The 17,914-nt window shown below is 73.5% G+C and carries 18 protein-coding genes and 1 riboswitch; of the genes, 6 read left to right on the top strand and 12 right to left on the bottom strand.

The genetic code is table 11. The features are described 5' to 3' along the window. Positions 1-13 precede the first annotated feature (13 nt). The 7 genes from ACIP94_RS02740 to ACIP94_RS02710 form a co-directional block, all read right to left on the bottom strand. Positions 14-895, bottom strand: coding sequence for an ECF transporter S component (locus tag ACIP94_RS02740; RefSeq protein ID WP_402418512.1), 882 nt, complete (start codon positions 893-895; stop codon positions 14-16). Next, on the bottom strand, positions 892-2,613 hold the full coding sequence (locus tag ACIP94_RS02735; RefSeq protein ID WP_402418509.1) for an ABC transporter ATP-binding protein: 1,722 nt from the start codon (positions 2,611-2,613) through the stop codon (positions 892-894). The genes ACIP94_RS02740 and ACIP94_RS02735 overlap by 4 nt, the downstream gene beginning before the upstream one ends. Then, positions 2,610-3,698 (bottom strand): CbiQ family ECF transporter T component, encoded by a 1,089-nt coding sequence (locus tag ACIP94_RS02730; RefSeq protein WP_402418506.1) that lies wholly within the window; start codon positions 3,696-3,698, stop codon positions 2,610-2,612. The genes ACIP94_RS02735 and ACIP94_RS02730 overlap by 4 nt, the downstream gene beginning before the upstream one ends. 2 nt (positions 3,699-3,700) lie before the next feature. After that, positions 3,701-4,345: an SCO2322 family protein gene (locus tag ACIP94_RS02725; protein WP_402420331.1), complete on the bottom strand. Its 645-nt coding sequence runs from the start codon at positions 4,343-4,345 to the stop codon at positions 3,701-3,703. A 50-nt stretch (positions 4,346-4,395) separates the two neighbouring features. Continuing rightward, positions 4,396-5,628, bottom strand: a complete 1,233-nt coding sequence (locus ACIP94_RS02720) for a prenyltransferase/squalene oxidase repeat-containing protein (RefSeq protein WP_402418504.1) — start codon at positions 5,626-5,628, stop codon at positions 4,396-4,398. 118 nt (positions 5,629-5,746) lie between these two features. Continuing rightward, a riboswitch (cobalamin riboswitch) is annotated at positions 5,747-5,875 on the bottom strand. A 40-nt stretch (positions 5,876-5,915) separates the two neighbouring features. Further along, complete coding sequence (locus ACIP94_RS02715) at positions 5,916-6,362, bottom strand: nuclear transport factor 2 family protein (protein ID WP_402418503.1); 447 nt, start codon at positions 6,360-6,362, stop codon at positions 5,916-5,918. A gap of 49 nt (positions 6,363-6,411) precedes the next feature. After that, on the bottom strand, positions 6,412-7,434 hold the full coding sequence (locus ACIP94_RS02710) for an MBL fold metallo-hydrolase (RefSeq protein WP_402418500.1): 1,023 nt from the start codon (positions 7,432-7,434) through the stop codon (positions 6,412-6,414). 164 nt (positions 7,435-7,598) lie between these two features. On the opposite strand from ACIP94_RS02710, the gene ACIP94_RS02705 reads away from it, so the two are divergent. Further along, positions 7,599-9,059: an aldehyde dehydrogenase gene (locus ACIP94_RS02705; protein WP_402418498.1), complete on the top strand. Its 1,461-nt coding sequence runs from the start codon at positions 7,599-7,601 to the stop codon at positions 9,057-9,059. A 3-nt stretch (positions 9,060-9,062) separates the two neighbouring features. Next, a complete protein-coding gene (locus ACIP94_RS02700; RefSeq protein ID WP_402418496.1) occupies positions 9,063-9,296 on the top strand; it encodes a ferredoxin in 234 nt (77 codons plus the stop codon). Between the two features lie 241 nt (positions 9,297-9,537). Here ACIP94_RS02700 and ACIP94_RS02695 read toward each other — a convergent pair whose 3' ends face one another. Further along, a complete protein-coding gene (locus ACIP94_RS02695) occupies positions 9,538-10,194 on the bottom strand; it encodes a TetR family transcriptional regulator (protein ID WP_402418493.1) in 657 nt (218 codons plus the stop codon). A gap of 215 nt (positions 10,195-10,409) precedes the next feature. Between ACIP94_RS02695 and ACIP94_RS02690 the strand changes: the two genes are divergently transcribed. The 3 genes from ACIP94_RS02690 to ACIP94_RS02680 are packed head-to-tail and all read left to right on the top strand — an operon-like array spanning position 10,410 to position 13,707. Continuing rightward, the gene (locus tag ACIP94_RS02690; RefSeq protein WP_402418490.1) at positions 10,410-11,894 is read left to right on the top strand and encodes a glycosyltransferase family 4 protein; all 1,485 of its coding nucleotides are present in this window, start codon (positions 10,410-10,412) and stop codon (positions 11,892-11,894) included. Further along, on the top strand, positions 11,888-12,640 hold the full coding sequence (locus ACIP94_RS02685; RefSeq protein ID WP_402418488.1) for a class I SAM-dependent methyltransferase: 753 nt from the start codon (positions 11,888-11,890) through the stop codon (positions 12,638-12,640). Before ACIP94_RS02690 ends, ACIP94_RS02685 begins: the two co-directional genes overlap by 7 nt. Further along, a complete protein-coding gene (locus tag ACIP94_RS02680; protein WP_402418485.1) occupies positions 12,637-13,707 on the top strand; it encodes a prenyltransferase/squalene oxidase repeat-containing protein in 1,071 nt (356 codons plus the stop codon). Before ACIP94_RS02685 ends, ACIP94_RS02680 begins: the two co-directional genes overlap by 4 nt. A 61-nt stretch (positions 13,708-13,768) precedes the next feature. Here ACIP94_RS02680 and ACIP94_RS02675 read toward each other — a convergent pair whose 3' ends face one another. Then, positions 13,769-14,062: a hypothetical protein gene (locus ACIP94_RS02675; protein ID WP_402418482.1), complete on the bottom strand. Its 294-nt coding sequence runs from the start codon at positions 14,060-14,062 to the stop codon at positions 13,769-13,771. A gap of 167 nt (positions 14,063-14,229) precedes the next feature. Here ACIP94_RS02675 and ACIP94_RS02670 point away from each other — a divergent pair, with 167 nt between their 5' ends. Beyond that, complete coding sequence (locus tag ACIP94_RS02670) at positions 14,230-14,772, top strand: hypothetical protein (protein WP_402418479.1); 543 nt, start codon at positions 14,230-14,232, stop codon at positions 14,770-14,772. An 82-nt stretch (positions 14,773-14,854) separates the two neighbouring features. Here the strand turns inward: ACIP94_RS02670 and ACIP94_RS02665 are convergent, their stop codons facing one another. The 3 genes from ACIP94_RS02665 to ACIP94_RS02655 all read right to left on the bottom strand — a co-directional run bounded on the left by ACIP94_RS02665 (position 14,855) and on the right by ACIP94_RS02655 (position 17,848). Continuing rightward, positions 14,855-15,889, bottom strand: coding sequence for an LLM class F420-dependent oxidoreductase (locus tag ACIP94_RS02665; protein ID WP_402418476.1), 1,035 nt, complete (start codon positions 15,887-15,889; stop codon positions 14,855-14,857). A 121-nt stretch (positions 15,890-16,010) separates the two neighbouring features. Further along, a complete protein-coding gene (locus ACIP94_RS02660; protein ID WP_402418473.1) occupies positions 16,011-16,775 on the bottom strand; it encodes a DUF5336 domain-containing protein in 765 nt (254 codons plus the stop codon). 158 nt (positions 16,776-16,933) lie between these two features. Continuing rightward, complete coding sequence (locus tag ACIP94_RS02655; protein ID WP_402418471.1) at positions 16,934-17,848, bottom strand: N-acetylmuramoyl-L-alanine amidase; 915 nt, start codon at positions 17,846-17,848, stop codon at positions 16,934-16,936. Between the last annotated feature and the right edge of the window lie 66 nt (positions 17,849-17,914).

Genomic DNA, 17,914 nt, shown 5'->3' with positions numbered 1-17,914 from the left:
GGTTGCGGACCCCTTAGTGCGGGTCGAAGGCCACCGGGCTCTCGAAGGCCGCACGGCGGGTCGCCCGGCGCAGTGCCTTGAGGACGGCCGGGCCGAGGAAGCAGGTCAGCACGAGCGTGAGGAGGGCGCGGCCCAGGTCCCAGCCCAGGGAGGTGGCCAGGCAGTACGCCAGGAAGCGGGCGAGAGTGGTGGCGAGAGGGGCGTGCGGGTCGTAGGCGATGCTCGAGGCGAGCGCCCCCATGAAGGGCCAGCCGGCCAGGTTCATCACCGTGCCGTACGCGAACGCGGCGAGGAACCCGTACCCGGCGAGCAGCGCCACCTCGCCCCGCCCGCGCAGACGGTCGGGGCCCGGCAACAGCCCCGCGCCCAGCGTGAACCACCCCATGGCCAGCATCTGGAACGGCAGCCACGGGCCCACCCCGCCCGTCAGCAGCGCGGACGCGAACATCGTCACATTGCCGAGCACGAACCCGAAGCCCGGCCCGAGCACCCGCCCGCTCAGCACCATCAGAAAGAACATCGGCTCCAGGCCCGCGGTACCCGCGCCGATCGGCCGCAGGGCGGCGCCGGTCGCGGCGAGTACGCCCAGCATGGCGACGGCCTTCGGGCCGAGCCCCGACTCGGAGACCGCCGCCGCCACGACGGCGACGAGCAGAACGAGCAGCCCGGCGAAGAGCCAGGGGGCGTCCTGGGCGTGCGCGCCGAGCCCCGAGGCAGGGTCGGCGAACAGAGGCCAGGTGAAACCGACGGCACCGACCACGCTCACCAGGAGGAGGGCGGCGACGGACCGGGGGCCGAGGCGGACGGGACGGGCCTGCGGGGACGCGACGGGCCCGGAGGGCGTGCCGGCTCCCGGCGCGGAGGCCGTGACCGGATCCGGGGAAGGACGGCTCATGAGGACAGTGCCTCCCGGACCTGGGCGACCGTGAGCCACCGCTGGGGGGCGAGGACCTTCGCCACCTGGGGCGCGTACGACGGGGAGGCGACGACCACCTCGGCGGCGGGGCCGTCGGCGACCACCTCGCCGTCCGCGAGGATCACCACGCGGTGCGCGAGTTCGGCGGCCAGTTCCACGTCGTGGGTGGCCAGCACGAGGGCGTGGCCCTCGGCGACGAGCCTGCGCAGCACGGCCACCAGACGGGCCTTCGCCGCGTAGTCGAGACCCCGCGTCGGCTCGTCCAGGAGAAGCAGCGGGGGGCGTGCGGTGAGCACGACGGCGAGCGCGAGCGCCAGCCGCTGTCCCTCCGACAGGTCCCTCGGGTGGGTGGCGTCCGCGACGCCGGGCAGCAGTTCGGAGACCAGGGCCCGGCAGCTTCCCGGGGCGGCGCCCGCGTCCCGGTCGGCCGCCGCGCACTCGGCGGACACCGTGTCCGCGTACAGCAGGTCCCGGGGTTCCTGCGGTACGAGGCCCACACGGCGCACCAGGTCGCGCGGGGCCGTGCGGTGTGGCACCGCGCCGCCGACCCGTACCCGGCCGCGGGCCGGTTCGACGAGCCCGACGAGCGCGGCGAGAAGCGTGGACTTCCCGGCGCCGTTGCGGCCCATGAGGGCGATGGTCTCGCCCGGGCCTACGGTGAGGTCGACATGGCGCAGGGCCTCGACGCGGCCACGGCGGACGCCGAGTGACTCGACGACCGCGGCGGGGAGGGGCCTCGCGGGAGTGTCCGTTCCCATGACTTCCCCGGCGACGGGTGCCGGGGTGTGTCGGCGCAGGAAGCGGCGCGGGGCGGGGACGGGCACCGGATCGTGGTGCGCGATCCGGCGCGGGCGCCCGGTCTCGCGCGGTGCGGGTACCGCCTCCGCCAGCCGCTCCCGCAGGGCGCCCGCGCGGCGGCGGGCGTCGCGGACGGTCAGGGGGAGCGGGGACCAGCCCGCCAGCCGGCCGAGGTCCACCACCGGCGGATACACCGGGGAGACCGCCATGACCTCCGCCGGGGTGCCGAGGACCGGGCGGGCGCCGGGAGCCGGGAGGAGCACGACGCGGTCGGCGTAGTGCACGACCCGCTCCAGGCGGTGCTCGGCCAGCAGGACCGTCGTGCCGAGGTCGTGGACGAGCCGTTGCAGCACGGCGAGGACCTCCTCGGCCGCCGCCGGGTCCAGCGCGGACGTCGGCTCGTCGAGGACGAGGACCCGGGGATGCGGGGTGAGGACCGAGCCGATGGCCACGCGCTGCTGCTGGCCGCCGGAGAGGGTGGCGATCGGCCGGTCCCTCAGGCCCGCCAGCCCGAGCAGGTCCAAGGTCTCCTCGACCCGCCGTCGCATCACGTCCGGGGCGAGCCCCAACGACTCCATCCCGTAGGCGAGTTCGTCCTCGACGGTGTCCGTCACGAAGTGGGACAGCGGATCCTGCCCCACCGTGCCGACCACATCGGCGAGTTCGCGCGGCTTGTGGGTGCGGGTGTCGCGGCCGGCCACTGTGACCCGGCCGCGCAGGGTGCCGCCCGTGAAATGCGGGACGAGCCCGCCGACCGCGCCGAGCACCGTCGACTTGCCGACCCCCGACGGGCCGACCAGGAGCGTCAGTTCACCCTCCGGGACCTCGAAGTCGATGTCCCGCACCACGGGTTCGGCCGCTCCGTCGTATGTCACGGAGACCTTCTCGAAGCGGATCACACGGACTCCTCGGGGGCGGGGGTGACGAACGCGGGCAGCAGGCCGAGCAGCACCGCCGCGGCGGGGAGCAGCGGCAGCGCCGGGGCGGCCAGGGGGACGACACCGGGGTGCAGGGCGGCGGGGTCGTAGGCGGCCCAGACGGCCGGGAGCGCCGCGGCGGCGATCCCGGAGCCGGCGACCAGCCACGCCCGCGCGTCCCATGCGTCGGGGCGGTAGCGGGTGCGCGGCGAGCGGCGGCCGCCCAGCCGCAGCCCGGCGAGGGCGGCAAGGAGACCGGCGAGCAGGACGGGCAGCCCGTAGGCGGCCCCCTCCGCGGTCAGCAGTCCGTAGGTGCCCGCGCAGACGCCGAGCAGCCCCCCCAGGGTGAGGGCGGTGGTGGTGCGGCGGACGGCCGGCGGGACGGCCGCGGTGCGGCCGAAGCCGCGCGCGTCCATCGCGGCGGCGAGCGCCACCGAACGCTCCAATGCGCCCTCCAGAACCGGAAGTCCGACCTGGAGCAGACCGCGCAGCCCCCGGTCGGGCCGGCCGCGCAGCCGGCGTGCGGCGCGCAGCCGCCGTACGTCGGCGACGAGATGCGGGGCGAAGGTGAGCGCGACGACGACCGCCACCCCCGCCTCGTACAGCGCGCCCGGCAGGGCCTTCAGCAGCCGGGCGGGGTTCGCCAGGGCGTTCGCGGCGCCCACGCAGATCAGCAGCGTGGCCAGCCGCAGACCGTCGTACAGGGCGAAGACGAGACTCTCCGCGGTGACCCGGCCGCCGAGGCGGATCCCCTGCGCCCAGTGCGGGAGCGGGACCTCGGGGAGGGTGAACAGGGTGTGGGTGCCCGGGATGGGCGAGCCGAGGACCACGGTGAACAGCAGCCGGATGGCGAGGACGGCGAGGCCGAGCCTGGCGAAGGCGGCGTAGGAGCGGGACCAGGGGGCGGTGGTGCGGCGGGCCGCGACGACATAGGCGGACACCGCGACCAGGAGGGCCAGCAGCAGCGGGTTGGTGGTGCGGGTCGCGGCGGTGGCGAGTCCGAGGGCCCACAGCCACCAGGCGCCCGGATGCACGGCCGGCCCGCCGCGCACGGGACGGGCCGCCACCGTCAGCCCCTCCGGCGGCGCGCCTGCCACACCGCCGCCGCGCCCAGCGCGGCCACGGCGGCGGCGCCCGCGAGGACGCCCACCGACGGGCCGTGGTGCGCCGTGCCCTTCGCCGGCGCCTGTGCCTTCGACTGCCCCTGATGGGCCGTGCCCTGCGCCGGGTTCCGGTCCTGCCCGGCGCTCACCTGCTCGCCGCAGCCCTTGGCCGGATACCCCGCGATCGCGCACAGCAGGGCGTTGGTGTCATAGCGCAGCGGGCCCGCGACCGCGGCCAGGGCGTCCGCCGTCGTCGCGTCCCCGGGCACGCGGGCGCAGGCCGTGCGCTCGGCCGGCGGCCGTTCGCCGGTGGGGGCGTCCGCCGCCGTGCCGAAGTCCAGGACCAGGGCCACGCGCTTGTGACCGTCCCGGGCGGGCGTGCCGGCGCAGATCGTCGCGAAGTCCGCGCTGCCGCGCGGCCTCGTGGCGTCCGCGGAGTCCTCGCTCACCGCGAACCGGAAGCCCTGTACGTCCCCGTCGGAAGGGCGGCCGGCCGAGGGGCCCTGGGTGGCGTACGTCCAGGCGTTGCCGTTCCGCTCCCAGAAGGACCAGTAGCGGTAGCCGACGGCCTGGGCCCGGCCCGCGCTCCCGAGCAGCACACACACCGCCATCAGCAGCAGGAGCGGTGCGGCCGGGAGCGGGGCGCCCGCACGGACGCGACTCACGGCTGCTGCCGCTTGCCGCGGCCGCTGAGCAGGAAGCCGATGCCGATGCCGGCGACGAGGAAGACGCCGACGATCCACCACACGCCGAAGGCGGAGTCCGAGTCGGCCTTCTTACCGGGCTTCTCGGTCTTGTCGGTCTTCTGGGTGGCGTCGGCCGCCTGCGGGGCCGGGCCCGTCGCGTTCAGCGCGGTGACCAGGTCGGTTCCGCCGAAGTGACGGGGGTCGGTGCCCGTCGCGTGCGCGGCGAGGATCAGCTGGGCGTACGCGGCCGGGCCGCTCTGCCGCGCCCAGGGCCCGGAGTGGGTCTCCAGCCAGTGCAGGGCGCCGGAAGCCCGCTCGCCCTGACCGGCGGTGGCGAGGGCGACCACCGCGTCCGCCGTGTTGCCGTAGTCGGGCTGGTCCTTGGCGCCGGGCAGGGCCGAGGTGAGGTGCTGGTCCCTGGCCAGGGCCTTGAGCAGGTACGCGGCGCCGTTGTGCGCGGCCTGGCGCGCATCGGTGGCCTTCCCGCACGCCGGGGCCGTGCCCTGGGCCGGAGCCCTCTCCCCGGCGAGCCCCTTGCCCAGCGCGCCGACCACGGCCGCGGCGGTGGCGTCCGCGTTGGCGGTGAGCGCGCCCTTCTTGTCGGGCTGGTAGGCGAAGGCCCCCGCCCCGTCGCCGTCGCAGGGCAGCGCGAGCTTCAGCAGCGCGTCGTAGGGGGACTTGCCGTCCTTGCGGACGTCCTCGGGCCGCTCGCCCGCCGCCGTGAGCGCCCCGATCACGACGGACGTCGAGTTCGCGTCGCTCGCGCCACCCGCGGTGTAGCCCCAGCCGCCGTCCTTGTTCTGCGCGGACTTCAGCCAGGCCACCGCCTTGCCGCGCTCGGCTCCGTGGCCGCCGAGCGCGGCGAGGGCCTGTACGGCCGCCGCGGTGTTGTTGGTGTCGACGGGCGTCTTGGCGTCGCACTTCGCGGCCGGCTGCGGGCGGTACGGGGCGAAGGCGCCGCTCGCGCACTGCTGGCCCGTCAGCCAGTCCACCGCCGCGGCGGCGGGCCGCACACCGGCCGTGTGCTGGGCGAGCAGGGCGAGCGACTGCCGCCAGACACCGTCGTAGGTGGGGTCCGCGGTGCCGTAGAGACCGGACGGCAGCGACGGCGAGGCGGACGGCGAGGGGGAGGCCGCGAAGGCCGAGGCGGGGGCCCCGGCGACGGCGGCTATGGCGGCCAGTACCGCGGCGCTGCGGCGAACGATCATGATGGGCGGATGCCTCTCCCTTGGTGTCCGGGAGCAGGGCGGCACGGGGCATCCCCCGGGCGGCTCGGCTCCGTAGACCTCGACGGTGCCGTACACCGGCGGGCCGCCGGTGCGCGTGAGCCGGTCACGTTCCGTACGCGGTGTTCCGGCTCACCGCCTCGGGGACGGCTTACGGTTGCGGGTCAGCGCCGGATTTGCACCGGCTTCCCCCCGTACGGGTGTGAGAACGACCCGGCCACTGTACCCGCCGGTGAAAGCGGACCTGGGAGGCCCCTGTGAGAGGCGCACTAGCGGGTGAGCCGGGACGTCTCCCCGCCGAAGGGGAGGAAGAGGACGCGGGAGGCAAGCAGCCAGACACCGTCGACCTTGCGGAACGTGTCCTCGTAGTGCCCGACTTGGGTGGGCGGTCCTGCCGGGACCATGCCGCCGTCGTACCCGTCGACGCGATACGTCGTGAAGTACGACGTCGCGGTGGCCGTGTCCGGGGACGCAGGCGTGACCAGGATGTTGGACATCAGACGGCGGGAGAGCCGGTCGGCGGGGCGGGAGCCGAAGTACCTGCGCAGCGCCTCGCGGCCCTCGATCCGGCGCCCGCCCGCCGGCCACTCCCAGCCGCCGTCGGCCGTGAACAGCTCGGCCACCGTCGCGGGCTCGCCGAGGTCGAGGCGGTGGACGAAGTCGAGGATCAGGCGCTCGCAGGCACGTTCGGCGAGGAGGTGCTCCAAGGGGTCCATGGGGTTCATACGCCTTGGTACCAGGGAAGGTCCGCGAGGCGCGAGGGCCTCACAGGACCGCGTACGCCACCGGGTCCGTGCCCGGTACCGGCTCCGCCCGGCCCAGTTTCACCAGTCGGCGCAGATGGGCCTCCGCCTCCGAGACCGCGATGGTGCGGGAGCCGTAGGGGATCTGTGCCCAGGGGCGGTTCCACTCCATGCGCTCGGCGAGCTGCCAGGGGGTCAGCGGAGTGCCGAGGAGGGCGAGCAGGCCCGTCAGCCGCTCCTCGTGGTGGGCCAGCAGCTCCCGGACGCGGGCGGGCGCGTCGGTGAACGGGTGCTGGTGGGCTGGCAGCACCTCGGCGGGTGCGAGGCGGCCGACGCGCTCCAGGGAGTCGAGGTAGTCGCCGAGCGGATCGGCGACCACGGTCGTGTCGTCCAGGTCCTCGTACAGGCCGATGTGCGGGGTGATCTCCGGCAGCAGGTGGTCGCCGGAGAACAGACGGCCGCGGCCCGGGAGTCCGGCGGGGTGCTCCTCCTCCAGATGGAGGCAGACATGGCCGGGGGTGTGCCCCGGGGTCCAGATCGCGCGCAGGCGGCGGCCCGGGAGGTCGAGCAGCTCGCCGGGGACGATCTCACGGTCGGGCAGGGCGGGGGAGAGGCCGGGCAGCGAGCGCGGCGTGCGCAGTGGCGCGAGGTGCTCCTCGGGGGCACCGGCCGCCGCGAGCTTGGCGCGCATGTAGGTGAACCAGTGCTCGGGGCGGGCCTCTCGGGTGCGCCGTACGACCGCGGTGTCCGCCGCGTGCATCGCGACCCAGGCGCCGGAGGCTTCGCGGACCCGGCCCGAGAGGCCGTGGTGGTCGGGGTGGTGATGGGTGATCACCACGCCGTGGATCTCCGCGACCGAGGTGCCGCAGGTCGTCAGTGCGTCGGTGAGGGCGTCCCAGGAGTCCGGGTCGTCCCAGCCCGTGTCGACCAGCACCGGGCCGCGGTCGGTGTCGACGACGTACACCAGCGTGTGGCCGAGGGGGTTGTCCGGGATGGGAACCCTGAGGGAGCGTACGCCCCCGCCCTGATCGGCCGTCCACGCCATGCGCTCCCCCGTCCGCCGCCCTACGGCCCACTATAACTAGAACACGTTTCGACAGTAGCCCGATCGAACCGGTGCGTGGACTCCGTCGGCCGGAACTGGTAACAGTTCTGGTGTCGACGACATCTGATGGATCGTCAGCAAGTGTCCCGGGGAGGCAGCCGGTCATGACCGAGCTCGTGGAACACGGACAGCTGTTCATCGGCGGGGAGTTGACCGACCCCCTGGGCAGGGACGTGATCGAGGTGGTCTCCCCGCACACCGAGGAGATCATCGGCCGGGTGCCGCACGCCTCGCCCGAGGACGTCGACCGGGCCGTCGCCGTCGCGCGCCGCGCCTTCGACGAGGGCCCCTGGCCGAGGGCGTCGCTCGACGAGCGGATCGAGGTCGTGACGAGGATCAAGGACGGAGTCGCCGCCCGTCACGAGGAGATCGCCCGCGTGATCTCTTCCGAGAACGGCTCCCCGTACTCCTGGAGCGTCCTCGCGCAGGCGCTCGGCGCGATGATGGTCTGGGACGCGGCGATCACGGTCGCGCGGGCCTTCCCCCATGAGGAGCGGCGCGACGGCGTCCTCGGGAGGATCCTCGTGCGGCGGGAGCCGGCCGGGGTCGTGGCGGCCGTCGCGCCCTGGAACGTCCCCCAGTTCGTCGCCGCCGCCAAGCTCGCGCCCGCGCTGCTCGCCGGCTGCACGGCGGTGCTCAAGCCGTCGCCCGAGTCCCCGCTCGATGCCTACCTCCTCGGCGAGATCGCCCGGGAGGCCGGGCTGCCGGAGGGCGTGCTGTCGATCCTGCCCGCGGACCGCGAGGTGAGCGAGTACCTCGTCGGACACCCCGGCGTCGACAAGGTGTCCTTCACCGGCTCGGTGGCGGCGGGCAGGCGCGTGATGGAGGTCGCCTCGCGGAACCTGACGCGGGTGACCCTGGAGCTGGGCGGCAAGTCGGCGGCCGTGGTGCTGCCCGACGCGGATGTCTCCCAGGCCGTGGCGGGGATCGTCCCGGCCGCCTGGATGAACAACGGCCAGGCGTGCGTGGCACAGACCCGCATCCTGCTGCCGCGCTCCCGCTACGACGAGTTCGCCGGCGCCCTCGCCGCCGCGGCGGGCGCGCTCGTGGTCGGCGATCCGCTGGATGCGGCCACCCAGGTCGGCCCGCTGGTGGCCAGGCGCCAGCAGCAGCGCAGCCTCGACTACATCCGGATCGGCCAGGAGGAGGGCGCCAAGGTCCTCGCCGGCGGCGGGCGCCCGTCAGGCCTGGACCGCGGCTGGTATGTGGAGCCGACCCTCTTCGGCGAAGTCGACAACTCCATGCGCATCGCCCGCGAGGAGATCTTCGGACCCGTGATCTGTCTGCTGCCGTACGGCGACGAGAGCGAGGCCGTGAAGATCGCGAACGACTCGGAGTACGGGCTCAGCGGCAGCGTGTGGACGGCGGACGCCGAACACGGGATCGAGATCGCCCGGCGGGTGCGGACCGGCACGTACTCGGTGAACACGTTCAGCCTCGACATGCTCGGCCCCTTCGGCGGCTACAAGAACTCCGGGCTGGGCCGGGAGTTCGGGCCCGAGGGCTACGGCGAGTTCCTGGAGCACAAGACGATCCATCTGCCGGCCGGGTACGGAGAGGCGTAGCGCATGGGCGACCGCTGGCACATCGAGGTCGACCGCACGCTCTGCATCGGCTCCATGCAGTGCGTCCACCGGGCACCCGACGCCTTCCGTCTCGACTCCGCCCGGCAGTCCCACCCCGTGGAACCGGACGCCGACGCGGGTGAGCCGGTTCTGGAGGCGGCGGAGAACTGCCCCGTGGAGGCGATCCTGATCACGCTGACGGGGAGCGGGGAGCCGGTGTTCCCGCCCGAGGAGTAGGGGCGGCGGAGGCCGGGGGCCGGATGCCCGAAATGCTCAAAAAATCTTCTTTTGGGGTCTTCCATCCCGAGGTGCGGGAGCTACACTGAAAAGTGCCTACGGGATGAGTGGAGACACTCAACCGGAGTAGCCGACTTCGGCGTGAAGTTTCGATTTCCGCTTGGGCCGACATCGACGGTCGAGTAAACGTTGGAAGATCGAGAGATCAGAAGACGGTCAGAACTTGTCTCGTAGGTCTTTTTCATGCCCGCGCTCGGGCCTGGCCCGCCGGATCCGTCAGGTCGATCAGCCGGCACACCGTCTCGATGTCGATCCTCACCTGGGCGATGGAGGCGCGGCCGGAGAGCCAGGTGACCAGCGCCGAGTGCCAGGTGTGCTCGATCACCCGGACCGCGGCGAGCTGGTCGGGGGTCGGATCCTCCAGGCCCATCGCGTCCAGGATGATCGCCGTCGTCTGACGGGACACCTGGTCCACCTCCGGCGAGACGCTCCGGTCCGCGAAGGTCAGGGCACGGACCATGGCATCGGCGAGATGGGGCTCGCGCTGCAACGCGCGGAAGGCCCGCATCAGGGTCTCCGCCACCCGCTCGGCCGCCGTCTCCCCGGCCGGCGGCTTCTTCCGGAGCGTGCGGTGCAGATGCTCCAGCTGGTCCTGCATGGTCGCGACCAGCAGATGCACCTTCGACGGGAAGTAGCGGTACAGCGTGCCGAGGGCCACCTGCGAGGACTCGGCGACCTCGCGCATCTGCACCGCGTCGAAACCGCCCCGGCCGGCCAGCTGCGCGCTCGCGTGCAGGATCCGGCGGCGGCGCGCCTCCTGCCGCTCGGTGAGTGGGGATGAGGCCGGCTGCGCCGCCGGTCGCGCGGTACTGGATGGCACCTTGGCTTCCGCTGGCATGGGTCCCGTTCCGTGTTCCGTGACAGTCGGTGAGAATGAGTGATCAGACAGCATGGCAGGGGCCCACGCCGTGGCGCGAATCACCTGATCCACTGCTCACACCGCCCTTACCTGCCGGTAGATTCAGAGCCTCTTCAACGATCAAGTCTGTAACTTGTTCTAGATTACCGTCCCGTCGTAGTCTCGCGGGAAATGGCAGGGAGAAGGGGCCGGGAGTGACCGCTGAGGCCAGGGAGGCAGGTCCCGAGGAGGGCTCGGCCGCGGACGGGGACCGCCCGCTGCGCATCGCGCTCCTGACGTACAAGGGAAACCCGTTCTGCGGCGGCCAGGGCGTGTACGTACGGCACCTCTCACGCGAACTCACCCGGCTCGGTCATCAGGTCGAGGTCATCGGCGCCCAGCCGTACCCCGTGCTCGACGAGGGCGAGGACCTCCGGGGCCTGTCCCTCACCGAACTGCCGAGCCTTGACCTGTACCGCCAGCCCGACCCCTTCCGCACCCCGCGGCGCGAGGAGTTCCGGGACTGGATCGACACCCTCGAGGTCGCGACGATGTGGACCGGCGGCTTCCCCGAGCCGCTGACGTTCTCGCTGCGCGCCCGCCGCCATCTGCGTTCCCGCCGTGGCGACTTCGACATCGTGCATGACAACCAGACGCTCGGCTACGGCCTGTTGGGCGATGTGGGCGCGCCGCTGGTCACCACGATCCACCATCCCATCACCGTGGACCGGAAGTTGGAGCTGGACGCGGCCGAGGGCTGGAAGCGGCGGGCGTCCGTGCGGCGCTGGTACGCGTTCACCCGCATGCAGAAGCGGGTGGCTCGCCGGCTGCCGTCGGTGCTCACCGTCTCCGGCACCTCCCGCCAGGAGATCGTGGACCACCTGGGCGTTGACCGGGACCGCGTCCACGTCGTGCACATCGGCGCCGACACCGACCTTTTCTCGCCGGATCCCTCGGTGCCGCAGGTGCCGGGCCGGATCGTGACCACGTCCAGTGCGGACGTGCCGCTCAAGGGACTCGTCTTCCTGATCGAGGCGCTCGCCAAGGTGCGGACCGAGCACCCCGGGGCGCACCTCGTCGTCGTCGGCAAGCGCCCGCAGGACGGCCCGGTCGCGCAGGCGGTCGAGCGCTACGGGCTCGAACGCGCCGTCGAGTTCGTCAAGGGCATCTCGGACGCCGAACTGGTCGACCTGGTGCGCTCGGCCGAGGTGGCGTGCGTGCCGTCGCTGTACGAGGGCTTCTCACTGCCGGCGGCCGAGGCGATGGCGACCGGTACGCCGCTGGTGGCCACGACCGGTGGTGCCATACCGGAGGTCGCCGGGCCCGACGGCGAGACATGCCTGGCGGTGCCGGCCGGTGACGCCGGCGCACTCGCCGCGGGACTGAGCCGGCTGCTCGGCGACCCCGAACTGAGGGCCAGGCTCGGCGCGGCGGGCCGTCAGCGAGTGCTGCGCCACTTCACCTGGGCCAAGGCGGCCGAGGGCACGGCGGTGCGCTACCGCGAGGCGATCGCCGCCTCCGCCGGCCCGGCCGCCCGCCGCTCCGTCGCCACGCCTCCCGGCCCTATGGAGACCGCGGCGGGGACGGCGGGCGCGGGATCGCCCTCCGCCGCCTCCGCAGGCAGTGAAGCCGTCGTCGGGGCGACTGCCGCTCGAGTGTCCGACGTCGATTCCAACCGCGAAAGCAGGGCTACGTGCTGACCGTCGACTTCTCCCGGTTCCCGCTCGCCCCGGGCGACCGTGTCCTGGACCTCGGCTGCGGTGCCGGACGGCACGCGTTCGAGTGCTACCGGCGCGGCGCCCAGGTCGTGGCCCTGGACCAGAACGGCGAGGAGATCCGCGAGGTCGCCAAGTGGTTCGCCGCGATGGAGGAGGCCGGTGAGGCCCCCGCGGGCGCCACCGCGACCGCCATGGAAGGCGACGCCCTCGCGCTCCCCTTCCCGGACGAGTCCTTCGACGTCGTGATCATCTCCGAGGTCATGGAGCACATCCCGGACGACAAGGGCGTCCTCGCCGAGATGGTCCGGGTGCTCAGGCCGGGCGGCCGTATCGCGATCACCGTGCCGCGCTACGGCCCCGAGAAGGTCTGCTGGGCCCTGTCCGACGCCTACCACGAGGTCGAGGGCGGCCACATCCGCATCTACAAGGCGGACGAACTCCTGGCGAAGATCCGCGAGGCGGGCCTCAGGCCCTACGGCACGCACCACGCGCACGCGCTGCACTCGCCGTACTGGTGGCTGAAGTGCGCGTTCGGCGTCGACAACGACAAGGCGCTGCCCGTGCGCGCGTACCACAAGCTCCTCGTCTGGGACATCATGAAGAAGCCGCTCGCCACCCGGGTCGCGGAGCAGGCCCTGAACCCGCTGATCGGCAAGAGCTTCGTGGCCTACGCGACCAAGCCGCACCTGCCGCGCGTCGCCGGGCAGGCCGAGGCGGCCGCCAAGTGACGACTCCCCGGACGGAACACCTCGTCCTGCCCGGGGTCCTCACCGCGGAGCAGGCCGCCGCGACCGTCGGCGGGATCCTCGCCGCACAGCGGGAGGACGGAGCCATACCGTGGTTCCGCGGGCACCACCTCGACCCGTGGGACCACGTCGAGGCGGCCATGGCACTCGACGCGGCCGGCGAGCACGCCGCGGCCGAGCGGGCCTACGACTGGCTGGCCCGGCACCAGAACGAGGACGGCTCCTGGTACGCGGCCTACGCCGACGGAGACCCGGAGGACATCACCGACCGCGGCCGCGAGACCAACTTCGTCGCCTATGTGGCCGTCGGCGTCTGGCACCACTACCTGGCCACCGGCGACGACATGTTCCTGGACCGGATGTGGCCGGTGGTGTACGCGGCTGTGGAGTTCGTGCTCCGGTTGCAGCAGCCCGGCGGGCAGATCGGCTGGAAGCGTGAGGACGACGGCACGGGCGTCGCGGACGCGCTGCTGACCGGGTGCTCGTCCATCCACCACGCGCTTCGCTGCGCCCTCGCGATCGCCGAGCAGCGGGAGGAGCCGCAGCCGGACTGGGAGCTGGCTGTGGGCGCGTTGCGGCACGCCCTGCGACGGCACCCCGAGCGGTTCCTGGACAAGGGCCGCTACTCGATGGACTGGTACTACCCCGTCCTCGGCGGTGCCGTGACCGGCGCGGAGGCCAAGGAGCGCATCGAGGCCGACTGGGAGCGCTTCGTGGTGCCCGGGCTCGGGGTGCGCTGCGTCGTCCCCAACCCGTGGGTGACCGGGGGCGAGTCGGCCGAACTCGCCCTGGCGCTGTGGGCGATGGGCGAATCCGACCGCGCGCTGGAGATCCTCCAGTCCATCCAGCACCTCAGGGACCCGGAGACGGGCCTGTACTGGACCGGCTATGTCTTCGAGGACCAGGCCATCTGGCCGCGGGAACTCACCACCTGGACGGCGGGTTCGCTCCTGCTGGCCGTGGCGGCGCTCGGCGGCGACGAGCCGACCTGCGCGGTCTTCGGCGGCGAGCGCCTGCCCAGGGGGCTGGACCCGGACTGCTGCGCCTAGGCCTTTGCCGCTGGACGCGAGCGCGGTGTCACCGGAGCCGAGCGGCGCTCGGGGGCGTGGCTCAGCGGCGCTGGATGCGGTTGGCGATGGCGTGGCCGATGAAGAGGTAGACCACCGCGGCCAGACCGTACCCGGCGACCACGCGGGCCCAGGCCTTGTCGAAGGTGAACAGGTCACGCGACCAGCTCGCCAGCCACTGGGCGGTGTCGTGGACGAAACGCACCAGGGCGTTGCCCGGGTTCGCGTCCAGCAGGTACATCAGGATCCACAGGCCCAGGATGAAGGCCATGACATCGGCGACGACCGCTATGACCGTGCCGGCTTGATTGGCGCCGTTGCGATATCGAGGGGACATGCCCTTCGGATTGCCCGTCGGCCTCCGTTGAAACGCGCCGGGGCCGCGAAGGCCTTGTGGGACAAGGGGTTCACCTGATCGGGCGCGCCGGGGCGGCGCGCCGGGGCGGGGCGGGTGAGGCTGCCGGTGGAGCAGTCGCCCTGGTGGACCCGGAGGACCCCGTGCCCGTGCCGATACGAGCCCTCGCACTCGCGCTGTGCAGCACCCTGTTCGTCGGCGCCGCCGCCTGCGGGCCCGGAAGCGTCACCCGGGAGGTGTCCGCCTACGTCACGGTCCCCTCGCCCTCCCCGAGCACCCAGGCGCAGCGACAGAAACTCGCCAAGTCCCGGTTCACGCTGAGCGCGGGCCTCGCGGCGGGGGCGGCCCAGCAGTGGATCGTGAAGCCGTGGAAGGCCGGTGCGTTCGCCGAGGGCGCGGCGGGACGCAGCAGCACGCTGCTCAAGGCGGGCCTCGCGGGCACCTTCGTCTACAACCGGCTCAGGGGCGCGCGGCACAACGCCCAGGGCGATCCCGCGCTGGCCCGGGCCCTCGCACCGCTCAGCGCGTCCATCGACTCGCTCAAGCATCTGCCGGGCAAGCTCCGCAAGGGCGACGCGTCGGCCGTCGCCGCCTTCGACGCCGTCATCCGCAAGGTGAAGGCAGCGGGGAAGAGCGCGGGCGTCCCCGTACACAACCGGGTGCCGTCGGGGCCCCAGCTCGCCCGGGGCTGATCCGGGCCGCCGCCACCGGCCGGGCGCCGTCGCGCAGCGCCGCGCGACGGCGCCCTCGGCGGCCCGAAGTGCCCTGGCCGCTCTAGGTGTTCAGCTCCGCCAGCACGCGGAGCGTGTGCGGGTCGGGGGACAGGGCCAGCAGGTCCGTGACGGGGCCCTTGCGCCACAGCTCCAGACGTTCGGCGATGCGCCCGCGCGGTCCGACGAGGGAGATCTCGTCGGCGAAGGCGTCGGGCACGGCGAGCACCGCCTCCTCCCGCCGGCCTTCCAGGAACAGCCGCTGGATCCGGTGCGCCTCCTCCTCGTAGCCCATGCGCGCCATGAGATCGGCATGGAAGTTGTGGGCCGCGTGACCCATCCCGCCGATGTAGAAGCCGAGCATCGCCTTCACCGGCAGCAGTCCCTCGGCCACGTCGTCGCAGACCCTGACCCGGGCCATGGGCGCGATGCGGAAGGGGCGCGGGCCCTGTTCCCCGCCGGTCTCCCGCAGTCCGGCCAGCGACGCCTCGTACACCTCCGGACGCGTCGGCGACCAGTACAGCGGCAGCCAGCCGTCCGCGATCCGCACCGTCTGTGCCACGTTCCTCGGGCCCTCCGCGCCCAGCAGGACGGGAAGGCCGGCCCGCAGCGGATGCGTGATCGGCTTCAGCGGCTTCCCGAGACCGGTGCCGTCCGCGCCCCGGTACGGCAGGCCGTGGAAGCGCCCGTCCAGCGTCACCGGGGCCTCGCGCCGCAGCACCTGGCGGACGATGTCGACGTACTCCCGGGTCGCGGTCAGCGGGGAGGCGGGGAACGGCCGTCCGTACCAGCCCTCGACGACCTGGGGTCCGGACAGACCGAGGCCGAGGATCATGCGTCCGCCGGAGAGGTGGTCGAGGGTGAGCGCGTGCATCGCGGTGGCGGTGGGGGAGCGGGCCGCCATCTGGGCGACCGCCGTCCCCAGCCCGATCGTCGACGTCCGCGCGGCGATCCAGGTCAGCGGGGTGAAGGCGTCCGAACCCCAGGACTCGGCGGTCCACACGGAGTCATAGCCGAGCCGTTCGGCCTCCCGCGCCAGCGTGAGGTGGTCCGCCGCGGGGCCGCGGCCCCAGTAGCCGAGCGCCAGTCCCAGCCGCATCGCGCCTCCAGACGTCCATGGCTGACGGTGTGTCAGTGCGCTGCCGGAGGTGCGACTGTACGACGACGGCCCCCCGCCCGGAAGGGCGAGGGGCCGTGCGGAAGCGGTCCGGCCGCGCGACTCAGCCGCGCTGGATGCCGCTTGTGTCCTGGAGCACGCCGCGGCGGCCGTCCTGCGTCTGCGCGACCAGGCCGGGGCCGCGCTGCTCGACGGCCAGGTACCAGGTGCCCGGGGCGAGTTCGGCGATCGGCACCGGCGAGCCGTCCTCCGCGTACAGCGGGCGCGGCACCGGGACGGCGAACCAGAACGGGGAGAACTCCGCGGCGGGCGCCGGCTGCGGCCGGCCGCCGTAGGCCTGTGCCTGCTGGGGCTGGCCGCCGTAGGGCTGCTGGGCGCCCGGGTAGCCGTAGCCGGCCTCCGGCTGCGCGCCGTAGGGCTGGGGCGCGGCGGGCTTGGGGGCGGGGACGAGGGCGGCCTGGAGGGCCGGGACGAGCGGGGTGGCGATGGCCGCGGCGGCCAGCACGAGGGCGGCGAGGAAGCCGAGGATGAGACCGGCCCCCGCGTCGTTGGCGTCGATCAGCGTCCACAGCAGCACCCAGGCGGCGGCGACGGTCAGGGCGGTCCCGAAGGCTCCCGGCTCCAGGCCCGCGACCTTGCGCGGCGCGGGGAGCAGACGGGTGAACACGACGAGCCCGCCCCCGATCACCCCGGCCATGTACGTGCCGAGCCCGAGGCCGAGGTCGTCCCACGCGTCGGGAAGGGTGACCTGGGCGCAGAGCGCGCCGGTGCTGCCGCAGCCGGTGAGGTCGAGGAACGACGCGATGAACAGCAGTACCGCTGCTCCGATCACCACGCCGTCGCCTCTAGTGAGGGAGCGGATATTCACTTCGGGTCCTTCGTCTGTCGTCTCGTCGTCGGTGGAGGCGTCGCTGTCACCATGTCGCCCTCGGGCCGCGGTGTGAAGCGCGCGGGCGGCCCCTCATCGCAGGGACGACACTATCGTCCGCCCGGCCGGCGTGTCCGCCGGGCCCGTGCAGGTGAGCGCTACCCGCGCAGGAAACTCACGATTCCCTCAGAGATCCCCTGCGCCGCCTTCTGCCGCCACCCTCCGCTGGTGACCCGTGCGGCGTCCTTGCTGTCGCGCATGTTGCCGCACTCGATGAACACCTTCGGAACGGTGGACAGGTTGAGGCCGCCGAGATCGCTGCGTACGACCAGACCGGTGCCGTTGCCCTGGTAGTTCGACAGGGGGCTGCCGGTGACGTGGGTGAAGGCGTCCCGGATGCGGGTGCCCAGATCGCGCGAGGGGCCCACGATGGGGCGGGTGTCCGCCAGGCCCTGGTGCACCGAGGCCGGAAGGATGACATGGAAGCCGCGGTCGCCCTGCGCCGCGCCGTCCGCGTGGATGGAGACGGCCGCGTCGGCGTGCGCCGCGTTGCCGATGTGCGCCCGCTCGTCCACGCACGGCCCCCAGGGACGGTCGCCGTCCTGGGTGAACTTCACGGTCGCGCCCTGCCGTTCGAGGATCGTGCGCAGCCTGCGCGCCACATCCAGCGTGAACCGGGCCTCGGTGTACCCGGAGTTGGTGGACGTGCCGGTGGTGTCGCACTCCTTGCGGTTGGTTCCGATGTCCACCTTGCGATTGATCTCGGCGGTGTGCCGGAAGTTGCCGGGGTTGTGCCCCGGGTCGACGAGGACGACCTTGCCCTTGAGTGAGCCGGACCCGGCCGCGGAGATCGCGGGAGGACTGGAGAGCCTGCCGTCGCCCGGGGCGCCCGAGGCGGCGGGCGGGCCCGTCCTGGGCGCCGCGCCGGCCGGTCCGCCGCCGCTGTCGGCCACCGCCTCGTAGACCATCCAGCCGAGCACGGCGGCCGGCACCAGTGCGGCGGCCGCGACCATCAGCGGCCCACGCCGGCGGCGGGGCCCGGGGGCATCGAAGTCCGGTCCAACGTACGACATGCCTGCCACCTTATGGCCTGCCTGAGGGCGAAGCGGGCGTGACCGCGGTTGGTTTCCGCCTGTCGG

This window comes from Streptomyces sp. NPDC093261, from assembly GCF_044753645.1.
Lineage (GTDB): Bacteria > Actinomycetota > Actinomycetes > Streptomycetales > Streptomycetaceae > Streptomyces.
The sequence above is the reverse complement of the archived record's forward strand: the minus strand, read 5'-3'. Positions and strand labels throughout refer to the sequence as shown.